The 18102-nt window shown below is 64.4% G+C and carries 19 protein-coding genes; 3 read left to right on the top strand and 16 right to left on the bottom strand.

Going from position 1 to position 18102, the window contains the following annotated elements; translation table 11 throughout:
• Positions 1-239 precede the first annotated feature (239 nt).
• On the bottom strand, positions 240-593 hold the full coding sequence (locus tag FJ424_RS25445; RefSeq protein WP_140657655.1) for an ArsC family reductase: 354 nt from the start codon (positions 591-593) through the stop codon (positions 240-242).
• 147 nt (positions 594-740) lie between these two features.
• On the opposite strand from FJ424_RS25445, the gene FJ424_RS25440 reads away from it, so the two are divergent.
• Both FJ424_RS25440 and FJ424_RS25435 read left to right on the top strand, forming a co-directional pair.
• Positions 741-1097, top strand: coding sequence for a metalloregulator ArsR/SmtB family transcription factor (locus FJ424_RS25440; RefSeq protein ID WP_140657657.1), 357 nt, complete (start codon positions 741-743; stop codon positions 1095-1097).
• Positions 1094-1573 (top strand): SRPBCC family protein, encoded by a 480-nt coding sequence (locus FJ424_RS25435; protein WP_140657659.1) that lies wholly within the window; start codon positions 1094-1096, stop codon positions 1571-1573. The genes FJ424_RS25440 and FJ424_RS25435 overlap by 4 nt, the downstream gene beginning before the upstream one ends.
• 94 nt (positions 1574-1667) lie before the next feature.
• Here FJ424_RS25435 and FJ424_RS25430 read toward each other — a convergent pair whose 3' ends face one another.
• The 9 genes from FJ424_RS25430 to FJ424_RS25390 all read right to left on the bottom strand — a co-directional run bounded on the left by FJ424_RS25430 (position 1668) and on the right by FJ424_RS25390 (position 10936).
• A complete protein-coding gene (locus FJ424_RS25430) occupies positions 1668-2021 on the bottom strand; it encodes a nuclear transport factor 2 family protein (RefSeq protein ID WP_140645080.1) in 354 nt (117 codons plus the stop codon).
• A 135-nt stretch (positions 2022-2156) separates the two neighbouring features.
• Positions 2157-2792: a 2'-5' RNA ligase family protein gene (locus FJ424_RS25425; protein WP_140657661.1), complete on the bottom strand. Its 636-nt coding sequence runs from the start codon at positions 2790-2792 to the stop codon at positions 2157-2159.
• Between the two features lie 57 nt (positions 2793-2849).
• Entirely contained in the window at positions 2850-3836 is a 987-nt protein-coding gene (locus FJ424_RS25420; protein WP_140657663.1) for a 2-dehydropantoate 2-reductase, read from the bottom strand.
• Complete coding sequence (locus FJ424_RS25415) at positions 3836-5365, bottom strand: acyl--CoA ligase (RefSeq protein ID WP_140657665.1); 1530 nt, start codon at positions 5363-5365, stop codon at positions 3836-3838. Before FJ424_RS25415 ends, FJ424_RS25420 begins: the two co-directional genes overlap by 1 nt.
• 45 nt (positions 5366-5410) lie before the next feature.
• Positions 5411-6997 (bottom strand): gamma-glutamyltransferase, encoded by a 1587-nt coding sequence (ggt, locus tag FJ424_RS25410; protein ID WP_140657667.1) that lies wholly within the window; start codon positions 6995-6997, stop codon positions 5411-5413.
• A 21-nt stretch (positions 6998-7018) separates the two neighbouring features.
• Entirely contained in the window at positions 7019-7819 is an 801-nt protein-coding gene (locus tag FJ424_RS25405) for an ABC transporter permease (protein WP_140657669.1), read from the bottom strand.
• Entirely contained in the window at positions 7816-8739 is a 924-nt protein-coding gene (locus FJ424_RS25400) for an ABC transporter permease (protein WP_140657671.1), read from the bottom strand. The genes FJ424_RS25405 and FJ424_RS25400 overlap by 4 nt, the downstream gene beginning before the upstream one ends.
• Complete coding sequence (locus FJ424_RS25395) at positions 8736-9815, bottom strand: ABC transporter ATP-binding protein (RefSeq protein WP_140657673.1); 1080 nt, start codon at positions 9813-9815, stop codon at positions 8736-8738. The genes FJ424_RS25400 and FJ424_RS25395 overlap by 4 nt, the downstream gene beginning before the upstream one ends.
• A gap of 80 nt (positions 9816-9895) precedes the next feature.
• Positions 9896-10936, bottom strand: a complete 1041-nt coding sequence (locus tag FJ424_RS25390; protein ID WP_140657675.1) for an ABC transporter substrate-binding protein — start codon at positions 10934-10936, stop codon at positions 9896-9898.
• Positions 10937-11170: 234 nt separating this feature from the next.
• Between FJ424_RS25390 and FJ424_RS25385 the strand changes: the two genes are divergently transcribed.
• On the top strand, positions 11171-11869 hold the full coding sequence (locus FJ424_RS25385) for a GntR family transcriptional regulator (protein ID WP_181167006.1): 699 nt from the start codon (positions 11171-11173) through the stop codon (positions 11867-11869).
• Positions 11870-11884: 15 nt separating this feature from the next.
• On the opposite strand, the gene FJ424_RS25380 is transcribed toward FJ424_RS25385, so the two are convergent.
• From FJ424_RS25380 to FJ424_RS25355, 6 genes are all read right to left on the bottom strand, one after another.
• Positions 11885-12955: an ABC transporter ATP-binding protein gene (locus FJ424_RS25380; protein ID WP_246677348.1), complete on the bottom strand. Its 1071-nt coding sequence runs from the start codon at positions 12953-12955 to the stop codon at positions 11885-11887.
• 61 nt (positions 12956-13016) lie between these two features.
• On the bottom strand, positions 13017-13625 hold the full coding sequence (locus tag FJ424_RS25375) for a cupin domain-containing protein (protein WP_140657679.1): 609 nt from the start codon (positions 13623-13625) through the stop codon (positions 13017-13019).
• A 259-nt stretch (positions 13626-13884) separates the two neighbouring features.
• Complete coding sequence (locus FJ424_RS25370) at positions 13885-14955, bottom strand: ABC transporter substrate-binding protein (protein WP_140657681.1); 1071 nt, start codon at positions 14953-14955, stop codon at positions 13885-13887.
• A 27-nt stretch (positions 14956-14982) separates the two neighbouring features.
• Entirely contained in the window at positions 14983-15801 is an 819-nt protein-coding gene (locus FJ424_RS25365; protein WP_140657683.1) for an ABC transporter permease, read from the bottom strand.
• The gene (locus FJ424_RS25360) at positions 15798-16685 is read right to left on the bottom strand and encodes an ABC transporter permease (RefSeq protein ID WP_140657685.1); all 888 of its coding nucleotides are present in this window, start codon (positions 16683-16685) and stop codon (positions 15798-15800) included. Before FJ424_RS25360 ends, FJ424_RS25365 begins: the two co-directional genes overlap by 4 nt.
• Positions 16686-16788: 103 nt before the next feature.
• Complete coding sequence (locus tag FJ424_RS25355; RefSeq protein WP_140657688.1) at positions 16789-18072, bottom strand: FAD-dependent oxidoreductase; 1284 nt, start codon at positions 18070-18072, stop codon at positions 16789-16791.
• Positions 18073-18102 lie beyond the last annotated feature (30 nt).

The raw sequence follows: 18102 nt of genomic DNA, 5'->3' as shown, positions 1-18102 counted from the left end.
GCTCAACTGCCTCTCCAAAGAATCCTTTCTCAGCCTAAACTCAACCCCAAAAACGCCATATGCGATTCCCCTGCCCTCAAAGGGGGGAGATCAGCCGTCACGCCGGCCTTCGCCAATCGCAGACGTTGCAAGACGAGCGCCTCGTCAAAGCTGCCAATCTCCCCCCTTGAGGGGGAGATGTCCGGCAGGACAGAGAGGGGGGCGAAGGAACTCGACGTAAGAGGGAGGGTTCTTAGCGACTACTTTCCGCCAACCGCCTCCTCATAGACCTCCGGCTTGAACCCTACTAAAACCCGCTCCCCCACCTCCAGAACCGGCCGCTTGATCATCGTCGGCTTGGCGAGCATCAGCTTCTTCGCCTTCTTCTCGTCCACCCCGGCCTTGTCCGTCTCCGGCAGCTCACGAAAAGTGGTGCTGCCCTTGTTGAGCAGCTTTTCCCAGCCGACCTTGCCGACCCAGCCGTTCAGCCTTTCCGCCTCGATCCCTTCGGCGCGGTAGTCATGGAAGCGATACGGCACGTCATGGCTTTCCAGCCAGGCGCGCGCCTTCCTGATCGTGTCGCAGGTAGTGATGCCGTACATAGTGATGGGCAAGGCAGGCCTCGGTGGGTTTGCGAATCTGAGCGAATCCTAGGCCCGCAGCAGCAGCTTTGCCAGCGCTTCACGAAGGCTCGTTTTTGGCTCTTGCCAACACTAAGGTTTTTTCCTAAGTATTATTCGAAACGCCAGAACCGAGAGCCAATGATCAGCCTTGATACCGCCAGCCAGAGCCCGCCGCCCATCGACGGCATTTTTCGCGCGCTTGCCGATCCGACGCGCCGGGGTGTCGTGGAGCGGCTGAACAGAAGCCCGGCCTCGGTCAGCGAACTGGCGGAGCCGTTCGAGATGGCCCTGCCCTCCTTCGTCGAGCATCTCAAGGTGCTGGAGGGCTGCGGGCTGGTGCAGTCGCAAAAGACCGGCCGAGTCAGAACCTACAGTCTTTCGCCCGAGCCGCTGAAGCTTGCGGAAAACTGGCTCGCCGAACAGCGCGCGCTGTGGGAGCACCGCCTCGACCAGTTCGACGCCTATGTGATGAGCCTCAAGGAGAGTGAAAAGTGAGCTATCCGTTCAAGCCGAACCCGAAACTGGACCTGACGCTGGAGCGCTTTCTCGATGCGCCACGCGAATTGCTGTGGCGCGCCTGGACGACGCCGGAGCACGTCAAGCAGTGGTTCACGCCAAAACCGTGGGTCATCACCGATTGCGAGATCGACTTCAGACCGGGCGGCCTGTTCCGCACGCGCATCCAGTCGCCCGACGGCAAGGAGGTGAGCGACCGCCATTGCTGCTATCTCGAGATCGTGCCGAACGAACGCTTGGTGTGGACCGACGCGCTGCTGCCGGGCTACCGGCCGTCGGGCGAGCCGTTCATCACCGCAGTCATCGCCCTGACACCGGAAGGCAAAGGCACGCGCTACACCGCCACCGCCATCCACCGCGACGAAGCGACGCGCAATAGCCACGAGGAGATGGGTTTCTTCGACGGCTGGGGCACAGTGGCCGACCAGCTGGCTCAGTATGTGAAGACGATTTGAGAAGCTGGCATGGCGACCGGAATATCAGCCCGGTCGCCATCTCTGATTTCAAGTTTACGCAGCGAAAGAAGCGAGACGCTCAGGCCGATCGGCCTCAATAGTAAAAACGCTCTTCGCTGATCTTGCCGTTCTTGACCGTGTAGAGGCCGACCTCGTCCATTTTGACACGTTCGCCGGTGGATTTGGGCGTAATGTCGAAGCTGAAGCGCAAGGCGAACTGGTCGCCATTGACATAGGGACCCTCGACCGAGCCGCCGTGGACCTCGTGGTTCGCTTCCCACCACTCGCCCTTCTGCTTGACGGCTTCCTTGCCGTTGCACACGGCCATCGGGCCTTCCATGGCTTCGTAACTGACGATGTCGTCGGCATTGTATTTCGCGGCGGCGCTATGGCTGTCGCCCTGTTTGAGGAGTTCAGTGAAGTCCTTGGCAATTTCGGCAGTGGTCATGGGATCCTCCCGGTTTGGACCAGACATCAAGTAGGTATCGATCGTTCGCCCGCCACGGCTCGGTCGCTTCGCAGGTGACAATTCCTGTCAGCATGGCGAGGCCTGCGCGCTGACGATAAGGACGATTTGAGATGCTCACATGACAGCATGCGCGTCATCCTGACCGTTCAATTGCCAGCGTCTGATGATCTGATAGCGGTCCTGACGCAGGAAGCTGTGTATCAGCACGAACTCGCGCACGGTCCAACCAATCGGCTCAATTGGCCGCTCATTGACTTTCGGAACACGCACTTTGTCACGCAGCAATGTGACGTGCGGCTCGATCGACTTCCCGACAAGCGGCTTAAACGGGCTGTCGGATAGCACAGCGGCGAGCGCTCGCCAGAAAGCCTGCAATGCGGGAACGCCGTCACTGCCGCGCAGAACGAGAGCGCCGCCACCAAAGGCCGACAGACGGTCAAACGACACATCAAAGGCTTGAGCTCGGACGAGAGAGCCTGCCGAGCAAGCGGCGTCGACCAGAGATCTTGGCAATCCATCGTGATCGCCGAGCATGACAAGCGAAATATGCAGATGCCTGGTTCGAATGAGCTTTCCGCCGAGCCCTAACTCCCGCTGCCAAGTCACGGCTCGTGAGGCCAGCATACGAGCAATCATCTCTTCGAGAAGGATGGCGAAGAACAGTCGGTCGTTGGGCTCCTGACTGGGCTCGTCCCAACGAAAAAAAGCCTGCCCATTCCTGCCGATCCCGAACCACGGTTGTTCGTTCATGGCTGATCCCTTTCGGATATCGTCCAAAGGCTCAGACTAGAACAAAACAAGAACAATCTACAAGGGAGAATAACACCCGCGCTCGATCGCCAGCCGCCGTACCAGCGCCAGCACGGTGTCGATGGTCGGCGTCGGCTGGCCGGTCAGGCGCCCGAGTTCCTGCACCGCCGTTACCAGCGCGTCGATCTCCATCGGGCGGCCGCGTTCGAGGTCCTGCAGCATCGAGGTCTTGTGCTCGCCGACATCGCCAGCGCCCTTGATGCGGCGGTCGACGGGGATGAGGAAGCGCACGCCGAGGCTTTCGCCGATCGCCTGCGCCTCCAGCATCATGGCGCGGGCGACGGCGCGGGTGCCTTCGTCTGCAACGATGGCCGCAAGCGTGCTGCCGGTCAGCGCCGAGATCGGGTTGAAGGAAAGATTGCCCCAAAGCTTCACCCAGATCTCCGAGCGGATGTCCTCGCGCACCGGCGCCTGCAGCCCGGCCTTGACCATTTCGCGGGCAAGCGCAGTGGCTCGCTCGCTCTTCTGGCCCGACGGTTCGCCCAGCGAAAAGCGTGTACCCTCGACATGGCGGATCAGGCCGGGCGCGTCGACCTCCACGGCGGGATAGACGACCGAGCCGATGACGCGCTGCGGCCCGATGCGATCCCAGATCGCACCGCCAGGATCGACCGCGTCGAGCCGCGTGCCTTCGAGCGCGCCGCCGGCCTTGTGGAAATACCACCAGGGCACGCCGTTCTGCATGGTGACGACGGCGGTCCCCTCGCCCAGCAGCGGCGCGATCTGATCGAGCGCCGGCGCCAGCGAATGCGCCTTCAGCGCCAGCACGACATAGTCCTGTACGCCGAGTTCCTCGGCGTGTGCCGCCGCCCTGACCCGCGCCACCGTTTCCTTGCCGTTTTCAACCAGGCGAAGTCCATCGGCCTCGATCGCCTCCAGATGCGCGCCGCGCGCCACGATCGACAGATGGACCGAGCCGGCGATCGCGAGCTTCGCGGCGAGATAGCCACCGATGGCGCCGGCGCCGAAGACAGTGATGCGCATCAGCCGAGACCGAGCTTGGCCGCCAGCCCAATGCGCTGCAGCTTGCCGGTCGCGCCCTTCGGGATTTCGTCGAGGATCAGCACCTTGCGCGGCACCTTGAAATCGGCGAGCCGCGTCGAGGCAAAGCCGCGAATGTCTGCCTCGCTGGCGCTCTGGCCTTCGCGAAGCACGACAGCGGACGCTACCTCTTCACCCAGCTTGTCATGCGGCATGGCGAAGGTGACGACCTGCGCCACCGCCGGATGGTCCATCAGCACTTCGTCGACCTCGAGCGGCGAGATCTTTTCGCCACCGCGATTGATGATCTCCTTCAGCCGGCCGGTGACGCGCAGGTAGCTGTCCTCGTCGAGCACGCCCTGGTCGCCGGTGTGGAACCAGCCATGAGCGAAGGCGCTGGCGTTGGCGTCCGGGTTCTTCTCATAGCCGGCGGTGACGTTGGGGCCGCGAATGACGATCTCGCCGATCTCGCCGGGTTTGAGCAGCCGCCCGTCCTGCGCCATGACGGCGACTTCCGGTCCCGCCGACGCGCCGACGCTGCCGGGCTTGCGCAGTCCAGGCGGCAGGCGGTTGGACGCCATCTGGTGCGCGGCCTCGGTCATGCCGTAGGCCTCGATCACCGGACAGGCGAAGGTGGATTCGAGCTCGGCCATCACTTGCGCCGGGAGCGAAGCCGACGACGAGCGGACGAAGCGCAGCTTCGCTTCGGCGAGCTGCTCGGGGTTGCGGGCGGCGCGCGGCAGGATCGCCTGGTGCATGGTGGGCACGGCGGTGTACCAACTGGGCTTGGCTTCGGAGAGCCACTGGAAGAAACGCAGCGCGTTGAAACCCGGCGTGCAGAAAACGCTGCCGCCGGCGGCGAGCGAGGAAAGCACCGCGGCGATCAGGCCATGGATGTGAAACAACGGCATGATGTTGAGGCAGCGGTCGGCTGGCGTCAGGCCGAGCGTGGCGCCGATATGCGTTGCCGACGCCGCGAGATTGGCATGGCTGAGCGGCACCAGTTTCGGACGCGACGTGGTGCCGGAGGTATGCAGAAGGAGCGCGACATCGCCGTCGGCGGCCAGGCCCGAGGCGACCGGCGGCCCGGCGGGATCGCCCTCGATCGTGAACACGCCAGACGGCGCGCCTTGCGGCGCCGCCAGCCGCAGCACCGGGATGCCGAGGCGCCCGGCGACTTCGACCGAAGGGCCCTGCTCGTCCCTGCCGACGAGGATCGCCTTGACGCCGATGTCGCTCAGATAGAAATCGAGCTCGTCGGCCCGGTAGGCCGGATTGAGCGGCGCGGTGGACGCGGCCGCAGCAACGGCGATGAAAGCCGTCGCCATTTCCGGACCGTTCGGCAGCACGATGGCGACACGGTCGCCGCGACCGATGCCCAGCGCGTTGAGCCGCGCCACGGTATCGCCGATCAGGCGGCGTAGTCCGCCATGCGAGAGGGCCGTCCGTTCGGGCGCGGCGATGGCCGGCGCGTCGTCGGCGCCGGGTGCAAGGCGATGGGCGAGATCGGTGGCGTTTTCGCTGTTTGTCATGGTTCCAGACTATGTTTCGAACGATCGGCCGATGTCCAGCGCTGCTCAATATCCGAGCGCCAGGCCGTCCTTGCGCGGATCGGACGCGCCGGTCAGCGTGCCCTTTTCCCAATCGATCAGCACCGCCTGTCCGCCGCCCAGCGGATGACCGGGCTCGACCACCTTGTGACCAAGCCGGCAGAGACTTTCGATCGTCTCGGCGCGCAAGCTTCGCTCGGCCTCGACGACGTCGTGGTTGTAGAACACCCGCGCGGCATCGATCGCCTGCTGCGGGTCCATGCCGAAGTCGATCATGTTGGTCAGCACATGGACATGGCCGAAGGGCTGATAGCCGCCGCCCATCACGCCGAAGGGCATCAAGGCGCGGCCGTTCCTCGTCATCATGCCCGGCATGATCGTGTGCATCGGCCGTTTGCCCGGCGCGATTGCGTTCGGGTGCTTCGGATCGAGGCGGAAGCTGGAGCCACGGTTCTGCAGCACGACGCCGGTCTTCGGGCCGACGACGCCGCTGCCGAAGGAATAATAGGTCGAGTTGATGAAGCTGACCGCATTGCGGTCGCGATCGATGACGCTGATATAGACCGTGTCGCTGCCCGGCAGGTCGAGACGCGGCAGATCGGTCATGGCGCGCTCGGGATCGATCGCGGCGCGCAGGCGATCGGCATAGGCGCCGGAAAGCAGCGCTTTGACCGGCACGTCGACATGATCTTGATCGGCGAAAAACGCATCGCGGTCCTGGTAGGCGAGCCGGCCCGCCTCGATCTCGAGGTGCAGGCGCGCGGCGCCGTCCGGATCGAGCTTGCCCAGCTCGAAGCCCGAGAGCAGGTTCAGCATCAGAAGCGCGGTGAGGCCCTGGTTGTTCGGCGGCATCTGGTGGATATCGTAACCGCGATAGGAGGTGCTGACCGGGGTCCGGTAATCGCCCTTGGTGGCGGCGAAATCGTCGAGTGTATGCAGGCCGCCGAGCACGCGAAGCCGCCCGACCAGATCGTCCGCGACCGCACCCTCGTAGAAACCGGCGCGGCCTTTCCTTGCGATGACGCGCAGCGTCTCAGCCAGCTCCGGCTGGCGATGGACGTCACCCGCCTTCGGCGGCTTGCCGCCCGGCAGGAAGATGCGCGTCGCGACCTCGTCGGCCGACAGGTCGGTCTCGGGATCCTCCCAGTCGAAGGCGACGCGGTCGTGCACGACATAGCCTTCTTCCGCGTAACGAATGGCCGGAGCGAGTGCGTCGGCCAAACCCTTGCGGCCGTGATCCTCCAACAAGCGGCACCAGGCGTCGATGGCGCCGGGAACGGTGACCGCGTGCGGGCCTTGTTTCGGCAGTTCGCTGAATCCCTTGTCCCGGTACCAGTCGACCGTCGCGGCCCCGGGTGCCCGGCCCGAGCCGTTGAAGGCCAGCACGTTGCCGTCGCCCTTCGGGCAATAGAGGACAAAGCAGTCGCCGCCGATGCCGGTCGATTGCGGTTCGACCACGGCCTGCACCGCGGCCGCGCAGACCGCGGCGTCCATCGCGTTGCCGCCGGAGCGCAGCATGTCGATCGCGGCAAGCGTCGCCAACGGATGCGAGGTCGCGGCCATGGCCTCGGTGGCGCGGGCTGGCGAGCGGCCGGGAAACTGGAAGTCACGCATGCGGTTCTGGGTATCCCTGAATCAACGTCCGCGGCCGAAGAGTTGGGCAGCGGACAACAAGACGATCGATAGCACGATCAGGCAAGTCGAAATGGCGGCGATCGTCGGATCGATCTGGTCGCGCAGCGCATTGAACATGCGGCGCGTCAGCGTCGTGGTCTCGCCGCCGGAGATGAACAGCGACACCACCACCTCGTCGAAGGAGGTGATGAAGGCGAACAGCGCGCCCGAGACGATGGAGAATCTTATTTGCGGCGTCGTCACCTGGAAGAAGGCGGAGAAACGGCCGGCGCCGAGGCTGCGGGCGACCATCTCCTGGTTCATGTCATAGGACCGCAAGCCCGAGAGCACGGTCAGCACGACCAGCGGCAGCGCCTGCACTGTGTGCGCGATGACGAGGCCGGTCAGCGTGTTGTTGAGGCCTATGCGGGCATAGAGAAAGAAAGTGCCGATGCCGATCAGGATGACCGGGATGATCAGCGAGGCGGTGAGCAGCGCGTTGATGGCGCCGGTCAGCCGCAGCGTGCGGGCGTTGATGGCGTAGGCCGCGGCGGTGCCGAGCAGGGTTGCGACGACCGCCGTCATCACCGCGACCTTGACCGACACGATGGTGGCGTCGCGCCATTCGACGGAGCCGAAATAGCTCTCATACCAGCGCAGCGACCATTCCTGCGGCGGGAACTGCAAGAGCGTCGAACCGGAGAAGGACATGATGACGATGATCACCGACGGCGCGATCAGGAACAGCATGACAAGCCCGCCGAGCGCGTAGAGCCAGAGGCGTTGCCGATGCGAGATGGGCAGGGCGTTCTCCATGCTCATCGCTCACTCCAGACCCCGGTGGCGCGGGCGCCGAGCAGCCACTGGAAGAGGCCGAGCAGCGCCAGCGTGACGCCAAGCAGCACGACGCCGAGCGCGGCGCCCGCGCCCCAGTTGGAATAGAGGCTGGTGGTCTGCTCCATGCGCATCGCCCACATGATCACCTTGCCGCCGCCCATCAGCGCCGGGGTGACGAAGAAGCCGAGGCACAGCACGAAGACGATGACCACGCCCGAGGCGAGACCGGGCAGCGACAGCGGCAGGAAAATCTGCCGGAAGGTGGCGGCCGGGCTGGCGCCGAGATTCATGCCGGCGCGCAGGCAGTCGGTGTCGATGCTCTTCATCGAGGCGTAGAGCGGCAGGACCAGGAAAGGCAGCATGATGTGGGTCATGCCGATGACCACGCCGGCGAAATTGTTGGCGAGCGGCAGCGGCTGGGAGATGACGCCGAGGTCGATCAGCCAACTGTTGACCAGGCCCTTGCGCTGCAGGATGACCAGCCAGGCATAGGTGCGCACCAGCACCGAGGTCCAGAACGGCAGGATCACGAAGACCAGGCAGACCCCGGCGGCGCGGCGCGGCAGCTGCGACAGCATATAGGCCAGCGGATAACCGAACAGCACGCAGGCGCCGGTGACGACGAAGGCCACCTTGAAGGTGGTGACGAAGGTCTTGATGTAGGAGGCCTGCTCGAAAAAGCGCGCGTAATTGGCGGCGCTGAGTTGGCCGGCCTCGTCGAACAGCGACAGCCAGAACAGCCAGCCGATCGGCACGATGATGACGGCGAAGACCAGAAGCAGCCCGGGCGACAGAAGCGCGAGCAGGCCACGCGCCTCCCGTCGCGCGTCGGCGTTGAGCGTATCGGCATTGAGCGCGCGATCAGACCTGCCGACATGATCGAAACTGGCGGATGCGAGGCTCATTGGTCGGCCACCAGAACGACGTCCTGCGCGTCGATGCCGAGTGTTATCGGCTCGCCCGGCGCCGGCAGTTTCGCCAGCACGTCGGAACGGCAATAGTCGCGCAACGTCACCTGTCGCCCGTCCCTGAGCGTCGCGTAGCAGACGAAGCTGTCGCCCTGGTAGATGACATCGCCGACAATTGCCGGCAGCGCATTGACGTCGCCTGCAGGTTCGCCGGCGATCACGCGCAGCTTTTCCGGCCGCACCACCATCAGGTGCCGGCCGGGGGACGGCATTGGATCCTTCATGCGCAGCTTGCTCCCCTCATGCCAGACGCCGCCATTGCGGCATTCGACCGGGATGAAGCTGGATTCGCCGATGAAGCCGGCGACAAATTTGGTCTTCGGCCTCGCGTAAAGGGCTTCGGGCTGGTCGATCTGCTCGATGCTCCCGGCATTCATGACGGCGACGCGGTCCGACATGGTGATCGCCTCGCGCTGGTCGTGCGTGACGTAGACCGTCGTCATGCCGAGCCTTCGGTGCAGGTTGCGCAGCTCGATCTGCATATGCTCGCGCAGGCTCTTGTCGAGCGCCGACAGCGGCTCGTCCATCAGCACGATGCGCGGCTCGAAGACAATGGCGCGGGCCAAGGCCACACGCTGGCGCTGGCCGCCGGAGAGCTGGTCGACGCGGCGCTCGCCGAGGCCTTTCAGCTGCACAAGGTCCAGCGCCCTCTCGACACGCTCGGCCGTTTCGGCCGTCGACACGCGTCGCTGCTTCAGCGGAAAGGCGATGTTGTGGAAGACGTTCATATGCGGGAACAGCGCATAGTTCTGGAACACCATGCCGATGTTGCGCTTGTGCGGCGGCATGGTGATGATCTCCTCGCCGCCGACCATGATGGAGCCGGCATTGGCCCGCACGAAACCGGCCAGGATCATCAGCAGCGTCGTCTTTCCCGAGCCGGACGGCCCGAGCAGCGTCAGGAACTCGCCTGCGGCGACATCGAGGCCGAGGTCATGCAGCACGGACACGCCGCCGAAGCGCTTCTCGATACCGCTGATACCGATGGGAAGCGCGGTCTGCCCGAGAGACAAGAGCATCTCCTTCAACTCCGGATCATGTTTCGCGAAACGATGCGGAGCGGCGTCTCGCCGACGCCGCTCCAACAGGATCGCTATTGCTGGATCAGGTTGTTGAACTTCTCGGTCGCCTCGACGAGGGTGTCACGCCAGAAGGCTGGATCCTGCAGCACCTGCTTCTTGACGTTCTCGGGCGCGGAATTGATGTCCTTGATGCGCTCCGGCGGGATTTTGCCGGTCTCGAACGCCTTCTCGTTGGCGGGGCCATTGTCGACATAGAGCGGCAGATTGGCCTGGAGATCGGGGCTGACGAACTTGGCCAGCGCCTTCATCGCGATGTCCTTGTTCTTCGACCCCTTCGGGATGACCATGCAATCGGCGGTGAGCACGCCCTGGTCGAAGGAGAAGCTCACGGGCGCGCCTTCCTTCTTCAAGGTGCCGGCGCGGCCGTTCCAGATGCTCGCCATGTCGACCTCGCCGTCCTTGACGAGCTGCATGGCCTGCGCGCCGGATGTCCACCAGGCATCGATGTGGCCGCGGATCTTGTCCACCGACTGCAGCGCGCCGTCGATGTCGACGGGATAGACCTTGTCGATCGGAATGCCCTTGGCGAGTGCCGCAACGCTCAGCGTTTCGGTCGACTGGCTGCCGGAAAGCGCGCGGCGGCCGGGGAATTTTTCGACGTCCCAGAAATCGGCCCAGGTCTTCGGGCCTTTGTCGCCGAAGACATCGGTGCGATAGATCAGCACCACGGAGGTGTAGGAGATGCCGACCCAGTCGTCGTGGACAAGCTTCGGGTTGATGCCGCTCTTGTCGATGACGTTGTAGTCGAGTTTTTCGAACAGACCTTCCTTGGAGCCGCGCGCGCATTCGTCGGCGCCAAGCTCGGTGATGTCCCATTTGACGGCATTGCCGGTGACCTGCAGGCGCACGTCGTCGAGGCCGTTGGTGGTGTCCTGCTTGATGGTGATGCCGAGTTCCTTGGCCGTCGGATCGAAGAAGGCCTTGGTCTGCGCTTCCTGATAGGTGCCGCCCCATGAGGCGACGGTGATGGTGTCGGCGGCCGAGGCCGGAACGGCGACTATGGCCAGCAGGCCGGCGACGGCCATGCCGTGAATACAAAGTCTCTTCGTCATTTTCGCTTCTCCAACCGGTGTTCCCGTTATCGTTGATTTGGTATGCGAATTTGTATACAATTTTGAGTGTATTTTTTCGGAGGCCGATGTCAACTCGAGTTTTCGCGTTTTTTGGTTGCGGTAGAGGACGACCGTTCCGCGGGGGCAATGCCTCCGGCGAAATGCTCCTGTTCAAGCCTGCCCTAAAACGAACTAAGCTCGCGAATCCGTGACGCAACGTTGGAGACGGAACGCTTGAAGGAGAGAAAGAACACGCTGCGCGACTCGGTGTTCGAGGCGCTGAAGGCGTTGATCATCACCGGCCAGATCCCGCCGGGCGGCCGCGTGACGGAAAATGAGATCGCCGAGCGCCTGAAGGTGAGCCGCACGCCGGTGCGCGAGGCCTTCAACCGGCTGGAGCGCGACGGGCTGGTGATCGGGCGCCCGCGCCAGGGCTATGTGGTGGCCGAGTTCAATCTCACCATGTTCCGCGAGGCTTTCGACATCCGCGAATTGCTCGACGGGCGCGCAACCGAACTGGCGGCAGCCAACGCGACCGCCGCCGACAAGGCGAAACTGCGCGACATGCTCGCCGAATGCGAGCGGCTGGCGGCGATCCCGGATCGCAGCACCAGGGAGAAATTCGAGGAGTTGCAGGTCGGCATCGACCTGCACCGGGTGATCGCGGAGATCAGCGGCAACGAGATGCTGCACGGCATGCTTTGCGGCATCCTCGACAAATGCCAGCAATATGTCTGGACAGAGCTTCTGTGGCTGGACGAATGGAAGCTCACCCGCGAGGAACATGCCGGCATCGTCGACGCGATCTGCGCCGGCGATGTCACGCTGGCCGGCGAGCGCGCCCGTTCGCATGTGCGCGGCTCGCGCGAGAACATCCTGCGCCTGCTGCAGGCCAAGTCCGATTATCAGGGATTCTTCGCCAAGGCGTCTTGAACCAACGCTTTCGCATCAGTTGGAAAGCATGGGACAGTTGGCGCCGCGCCGCAGGCTGACATGCGCCACGTCGCCGACGCTGAATTGTGAACCGTCGGCACGGCGCGGGGCATCGATGACGATCGCGGTCCCCTCACCCAGTTCGGCATGCAGGCGCAGCGTGCGGCCATGGAAGACGACGCCGCTCACCCGTGCCGGCGCGGTTCCCTCGGCGGCTTCACTGGCGGCCAGAAGATCCTCCGGCCGCACGCCGATGGTGCGCGTGTCGCCGGCAGCCGGCGTCTCGCCGCTGTCGGATGTAGCCTCCAGCGGCAACTCACCTGCGGCGAAGCGCAGGCGCTCGCCGTCGCGTCCGACGAAATGCGACTGTAAGAGGTTCATCGTGCCGATGAAGGAAGCAACGAAGCGCGTCGCCGGCCGGTCGTAGAGCGTCGCCGGCGCAGCAGTCTGCTCGATGCGGCCTTTGTTCATGACGACGATGCGGTCCGAGATCGACAGCGCCTCGGTCTGGTCGTGGGTGACCATGACGAAGGTGGTGCCGAGCCGCGACTGCAGCCGCTTCAATTCGACTTGCATCTGCTCGCGCAGATGCGCGTCGAGCGCCGACAGCGGCTCGTCGAGCAGCAGCACGCGCGGCTCGCAGACGATGGCGCGGGCTAAAGCGACGCGTTGGCGCTGGCCACCGGAAAGTTCCGAGACGCGGGCGCGCAGCTTGTCGGCGAGCCCGACCATGTCGAGCGCCTCGCGGACCCGTTTTGCCTGCTCGGCTCCGGTGAGTTTGCGCAGCGACAGGCCGAAGCCGACATTGGCCGCGACGTCCATATGCGGGAACAGCGCATAGTCCTGGAAGACGGTGTTGACCGGGCGATCGAAGGGCCGCAGCGCGGTGATGTCGCGGCCGTCGAGCAGGACATTGCCGCTGGTCGGGCTTTCGAAGCCGGCGATGACCCGCAGGCTCGTCGTCTTGCCGCAGCCGGACGGACCGAGCAAGGTCAGGAACTCACCGGTGGCGATATCCAGATCGACGGCATCGAGGCCGACCACGCCACCTGGAAAGACTTTCGAGACTTTCTGCAGCCGAACCAATGGTTCTCGCAATTCCGGACGGAAAACCGCTTCACACTTTTCCTGGAATTGCTCTGAGGCGTCACGCGCCATCGCGCACCTCTGACGGTTTTGTCGTGTTGACCCACAGGATCTGGCAGCGCTCGGCGCCCGGATTGCGGAAGGCATGCAGCAGCGTGCTCTTGAAGGCAAAACTGTCGCCGGCTTTCAGCACATAGGTCGTGGCGTCCACCACCAGTTCGACCTCGCCCGCCATCACGAAGCCGAATTCATGGCCGGCATGGGCATAGGCTTCCGCCGTGCCGCCGCCGGCCTCGACCGTGACCAGCATGCCGGTGAGCGTCGCGGCAGGCGGCGACAGCAGCGCCTTGGCGATGCCCTCGGATTTCACCGGGATCGCGCGCCGCTTGTCGGCGCGCACGCAATAGAGGTCGTTGACCGCTTCATTGCCGTCGGCGATGAGCGCCGAAGGCTCGATGTCGAGCGCGGCGGCGAGCGGCCAGATCACCTTGACGCGCAGCGAGGACATGCCGCGCTCGATCTGGCTGAGCGCGCCGATGGAGATGCCGGCCTTGGCCGCGAGTTCGGCCAGCGACAGCTTGCGCTCGAGCCTGAGCGCCCGCACGCGCCGGCCGACGCGGATATCGGCATCGTCTTTCGGCTTCGCCGCCGCTTCGTCGAGAATGTCCATGCAATGGTCCTCGTAATCTTTCCCCTTCTCCCCTTGTGAGAGAAGGTGGATCGGCGCGATAGCGCCGAGACTGATGAGGGGTGTTCCAGCGGAGTGAGACGCTGGCTTTCCCTGGAACACCCCTCATCCGGCCGCTGCGCGGTCACCGCCCGGCCCTTCGCAGGCTCAGGGCGTTCGAAGCTCGAAAAGCCAAGCAATTGGCTTTTCGTCCGCTCACGCGGACCGTTTCTCACCCCACAAGGGGAGAAGGCAAGAGCGCTCAGCCCCCTGCCTTCACCTTCTCGAACATCTTCGCCACGTCGTCATTCTGCTTCATCGGGCCGGTGAAGATGGTGCTCTTCAGCATCACGTCCGGGTCCGCTGGCAGTTGCAGCTTGTCGAGTTCCTCCTTCGACACACCGGCGAAGGCGGTCGAGAGCGAGCTTCCATAGCCGTAGGACTGAATCAGAAACTTGCCCGAGTCGGCGTCGAGCCGGCTGTTGATGAAGTCATAGGCGAGATCGATGTTCTTGGCGTCCTTCAGCATGACGAAGCCGCAGGCCCAGGTCAGCATACCTTCCTTCGGCTTCATGAACTCGACCGGAACGCCCTGCTTCTTGAGCGAAGTTGCCGACGCATTCCAGGTCATGGCGGCGACCAGTTGGCCGCTCGCCAAAGCCTGCTCGACGGAGGTCATGTCGGTGGTGTAGCTCGACAGCAGCGGCCGCTGCTCGCGCAGCTTTTCGGCCACCTTGTCCATCTGGTCCGGCGTCATGTCGAAAGGGTTCACGCCCGCCAGAAGGGCGGCGACGATCGGCGTGTCGTGCACGGCGTCGATGGTCGCCATGCGGCCGGCATATTGCTTGTCCCACAGAAGGTTCCAACTCGCCTCGGGGTTTTTCACCAGATCGGTGCGGTAGAGGATCGAGGTGTTGCCCCAGTCCCACGGCACCATCCAGACCTTGCCGTCGCCGGCCTGCAGATCGGGCAGGTTCTTGAACACCGGGAAGATCGAATCCCAGTTCTTGATGCGCTTGGTGTCGATGGGCTGCAGCAGGCCTTCCTTGTTCCAGCGCGCCACCTTGTCGTAGCAGGGATGGGCGATGTCGGGCCTGAAGCCGGCCTTGACCTTGGTGAAGGCATCGTCGTCGTCGCCGAAGATCGAGGCCTCGACACCGTCGGGATGCGCGGCAAGGAAGCTCTTGTTGAAGTCGGGCAGCTCATAGCCCGACCAGGTGAAATATTGCAGCTTGTCGGCGGCAAGAGCGACCGTCGACGACAGCGCGAGCGCCAGCGCGGCAAGGCCCGCCCGGGCTTTGTGTGCGGTGATCGATTTCAGGTGGAATGTCATTTTCGTTCTCCTCTTCTTTGTTGTGCTTCAGGCTGGATTGCGGCGCGCGGCGCCAAGGCCGCGATGGCGAAGGATTTCTGCGGTTCCGGCGATGATGAAGGAGACAGTGAGGATCACCGTTCCCAGCGCCATCACGGTCGGCAGCGAGCGCGGGAAGCGCAGCTGGCTCCAGATGTAGAGCGGCAGCGTCGGCTCGGTGCCGGCGAGGAAAAAGACGACAATGAACTCGTCGAAGGAAATCAGGAAGGAGAGCATGAAAGCCGACAGCACGGCGGGCAGGCTGAGCGGCAGCATGACGCGCCGGAACGTCGTCCAGTCGGAGGCGCCCAGGTCGAGCGCCGCTTCGCGGATCGTCTTCGGGATGGCGGCGAAGCGGCTGCGCATCACCACCACGGTGGTCGGCAGCGCGACGAGGATGTGACCGAGCACGATGGAAACGCGCGATGGTCCAAGGCCGATGAGGTTGACCAGGATCAACAGCGAAATGCCGACGATGACGCCCGGGATCAGGATCGGCAGCCGGGCGATGGCGCTGATCGTGGCGGCGAGCGGCGAGCGGCCGTAGAGGTCCATATAGGATACGGTGATGCCGCAGAGCGTCGCGCCGGAGGCGGCGATGACGCCGATGACCAAGCTGTTGGCCAAAGCGCCGGAAAGCGCCGGATTGCCATAGAGCGTGCGGTACCATTCGAGCGTGAAACCCTGCAACGGAAACGCCGCCTGGATCGAGTTGTTGAAGGAAAACAGCGGGATCAAAAGCACCGGCAGATAGAGGAAGACGAGATAGCCAAGCACGTAGAGGCCGAGCCAGCGGCCGTCGCTATTGATGTCTGCCCGGGCGCTCATGTGCGGCTGCCGAACCGGCGGTCGGCGCCGCGCGCGACCAGCACCACGCAAAGGATGACCAGCATGACGCAGACCGAGAGCGCGGCGCCGAACGGCCAGTCATTGGCCTTGCCGAATTGCGACTGGATCAGCGTGCCGATCATGGTGCTGGCCGGACCGCCGACCATGGCCGGCGTGACATAGTCGCCGACCGTCGGCACGAAGACGACGAGCGCTGCCGCCAGAACGCCCGGCATCGAATTGGGCAGCACGACGCGGCGGAAGCTGGTAAAGGGCCGCGCGCCGAGATCGGACGCGGCTTCGAGCAGCGATTTCGGGATCGTGTCCAGCGCCACGTAGATCGGCAGGATGGCGAAGGGCGCGTAGGCGTGGGCGAGCGTGACGACCACCGCGGCCGGCGTGTTGAGGAAGGCGAGCGTCGGCTCGTTCCAAAGGCCGGTCTCGATGAAGGCCGAGTTCAGCACGCCATTATAGGCAAGCACGATCTTCCAGGCGAAGACGCGAAGCAGATAGCTTGTCCAGAACGGCAGCGTGACCAAGAAGAGCAGCAGGTTGCGGCGGCGGCCGGCATGGAAGGCGAGGTAATAGGCGACCGGATAGGCGGTGACCACGGTGGCGAGCGTCACCATGCCGGCGATGACCAGCGAGCGCAGCGTCACCGTCCAATAGAGCGGATCGGTGGCGACGGTGACGAAATTTTCGACCGTCAGGCCAACCCCGAGCAGCGAGCCGTCATTTCCCCTGAAGGCGAGAAAGACCACCAGGCCAAGCGCGAACAGGATGAGGAAGAATGTAACCAGCCCGCCCGGCAGCAGCATGGCGAAGCGGAAGACCGGCGAGATGCGGTTTTCCGGCAAGGGCCGTGTTGCGGCGATGGTCGACATCGAAGTGCCTGTTGGCTCCATCGGATTTTTGAAATCGCCTGATGTTTTTTCATATTCATGAAACTGTCAAGCAGATTCGCTTGTGCGCTGCACGCATGCGGCGTCAGCGTTCGAACGCGTCGAGCATGCGGTACCAGGTGATTGCCGCGGCGACGCCGACTTGGCGGAAGGCGTGGAACGGGATCGGCTTGATCGGCGACAGCGGAAACGGCAACTGCCGGGCGTCGCCGCTTGCAAGGTAGTTGGCCATGCGCTTGCCGAGCGCGCTCATCAGGCCGACGCCCCTGCCTTGGCAGCCGACGACCGCGAGCAGGCCTTTTTCCGGTTCATGCAGATGCGGCAGGTGATCCGGCGTCAGCGCCACGCGGCCGAACCAGCGCTTTTCGATGGCGATGCCGGCAAGCGCCGGATAGAGGCGGGTGAGCGCGCGTTCGCAATGCGCCCAATCGGCGGCGCTTGAAGGCAGCGCCATGCGGCCGCGACCGCCCAGCACCATCCGGCCATCAGGAGTCCGGCGGTAGTAGACCAGGATGCGACGGGAATCGGAAACGGCCTGACCGCCCGGCAGGATGCTTGCGGCAAGCTCGGCCGGAAGCGGCGCGGTGGCGATCTGGAAGGAATGCAGCGGCACGATTGTTTGCGCGAGACCAGGCAGAAGGCCGTCCGTGTAGGCATTGGTGGCGAGCACGACCGACTTGGCTTGCAATTCGGCGCCGCCTTGCGTCGAAACCCGCCAGACACCGGTATCCTTGGCAAGCTTCACCACCCGCTGCTGCTCGGCGATGCGGGCGCCGGCGGCCGAGGCGACGCGGGCGAGCTCGAGCGTGTAGGACAGCGGATCGATGACGCCGGCGCGGCGGTCCAGCCACCCGCCGAGATAGCCTTTGGCGCCGGTCATCGCCGCAATTCCCGCTTTGTCGAGCAGCTCGACGTCGGCACCCCGCGAGCGCCATTGGCGATCCCGGTTCGCCGCTGCCTTCAGCGCGGTCTTGGTGTGCGCGGCCTGGATCCAGCCATTGCGCGTGAACGGCACCGCCAGTTTCTCGTCACGGATCACGTCGAACACGGCATCGGCCGTCGAGGCGGCGAACGCGACCAGGGCTTCGCCGCGTTCCTTGCCGAAGTGTTCGATCAGCCATTCCGGATCGTATTTGAGGCCGGGGATGACTTGGCCGCCATTGAGGCCCGAAGCGCCCTGCCCGATCGCGCCGGCATCCAGCACCTGGACGGAAAGGCCTGCGCGCGCCGCATGCAGCGCGGTCGACAGCCCCATAATGCCGCCGCCGACGACGACCGCGTCCAGCGTGCCGTCGGCCGAAAGCTCACACTGAAACGCCGTGGCCGCCTGGGGCTTTCGCCAGATCGGATCGGAAAAGGCTTCGGCCAAGAGGATCACCTACGCGCTGGAGCTTCGTGA

Origin of the sequence: Mesorhizobium sp. B3-1-8, from assembly GCF_006439495.1 — a bacterium.
Classification (GTDB): Bacteria; Pseudomonadota; Alphaproteobacteria; order Rhizobiales; family Rhizobiaceae; genus Mesorhizobium.
Note: the sequence above shows the minus strand (reverse complement) of the source record. Positions and strands in the feature narration are given on the sequence as shown.

What these genes read in the sequence shown, in the direction of transcription:
- FJ424_RS25440 (WP_140657657.1), top strand. Translation starts at nt 741, where the DNA reads ATGATCAGCCTTGATACCGCCAGCCAGAGCCCGCCGCCCATCGACGGC.
- FJ424_RS25430 (WP_140645080.1), bottom strand. Translation starts at nt 2,021, where the DNA reads ATGACCACTGCCGAAATTGCCAAGGACTTCACTGAACTCCTCAAACAG.
- FJ424_RS25425 (WP_140657661.1), bottom strand. Translation starts at nt 2,792, where the DNA reads ATGAACGAACAACCGTGGTTCGGGATCGGCAGGAATGGGCAGGCTTTT.
- FJ424_RS25420 (WP_140657663.1), bottom strand. Translation starts at nt 3,836, where the DNA reads ATGCGCATCACTGTCTTCGGCGCCGGCGCCATCGGTGGCTATCTCGCC.
- FJ424_RS25415 (WP_140657665.1), bottom strand. Translation starts at nt 5,365, where the DNA reads ATGACAAACAGCGAAAACGCCACCGATCTCGCCCATCGCCTTGCACCC.
- ggt (WP_140657667.1), bottom strand. Translation starts at nt 6,997, where the DNA reads ATGCGTGACTTCCAGTTTCCCGGCCGCTCGCCAGCCCGCGCCACCGAG.
- FJ424_RS25405 (WP_140657669.1), bottom strand. Translation starts at nt 7,819, where the DNA reads ATGAGCATGGAGAACGCCCTGCCCATCTCGCATCGGCAACGCCTCTGG.
- FJ424_RS25400 (WP_140657671.1), bottom strand. Translation starts at nt 8,739, where the DNA reads ATGAGCCTCGCATCCGCCAGTTTCGATCATGTCGGCAGGTCTGATCGC.
- FJ424_RS25390 (WP_140657675.1), bottom strand. Translation starts at nt 10,936, where the DNA reads ATGACGAAGAGACTTTGTATTCACGGCATGGCCGTCGCCGGCCTGCTG.
- FJ424_RS25375 (WP_140657679.1), bottom strand. Translation starts at nt 13,625, where the DNA reads ATGGACATTCTCGACGAAGCGGCGGCGAAGCCGAAAGACGATGCCGAT.
- FJ424_RS25370 (WP_140657681.1), bottom strand. Translation starts at nt 14,955, where the DNA reads ATGACATTCCACCTGAAATCGATCACCGCACACAAAGCCCGGGCGGGC.
- FJ424_RS25365 (WP_140657683.1), bottom strand. Translation starts at nt 15,801, where the DNA reads ATGAGCGCCCGGGCAGACATCAATAGCGACGGCCGCTGGCTCGGCCTC.
- FJ424_RS25360 (WP_140657685.1), bottom strand. Translation starts at nt 16,685, where the DNA reads ATGTCGACCATCGCCGCAACACGGCCCTTGCCGGAAAACCGCATCTCG.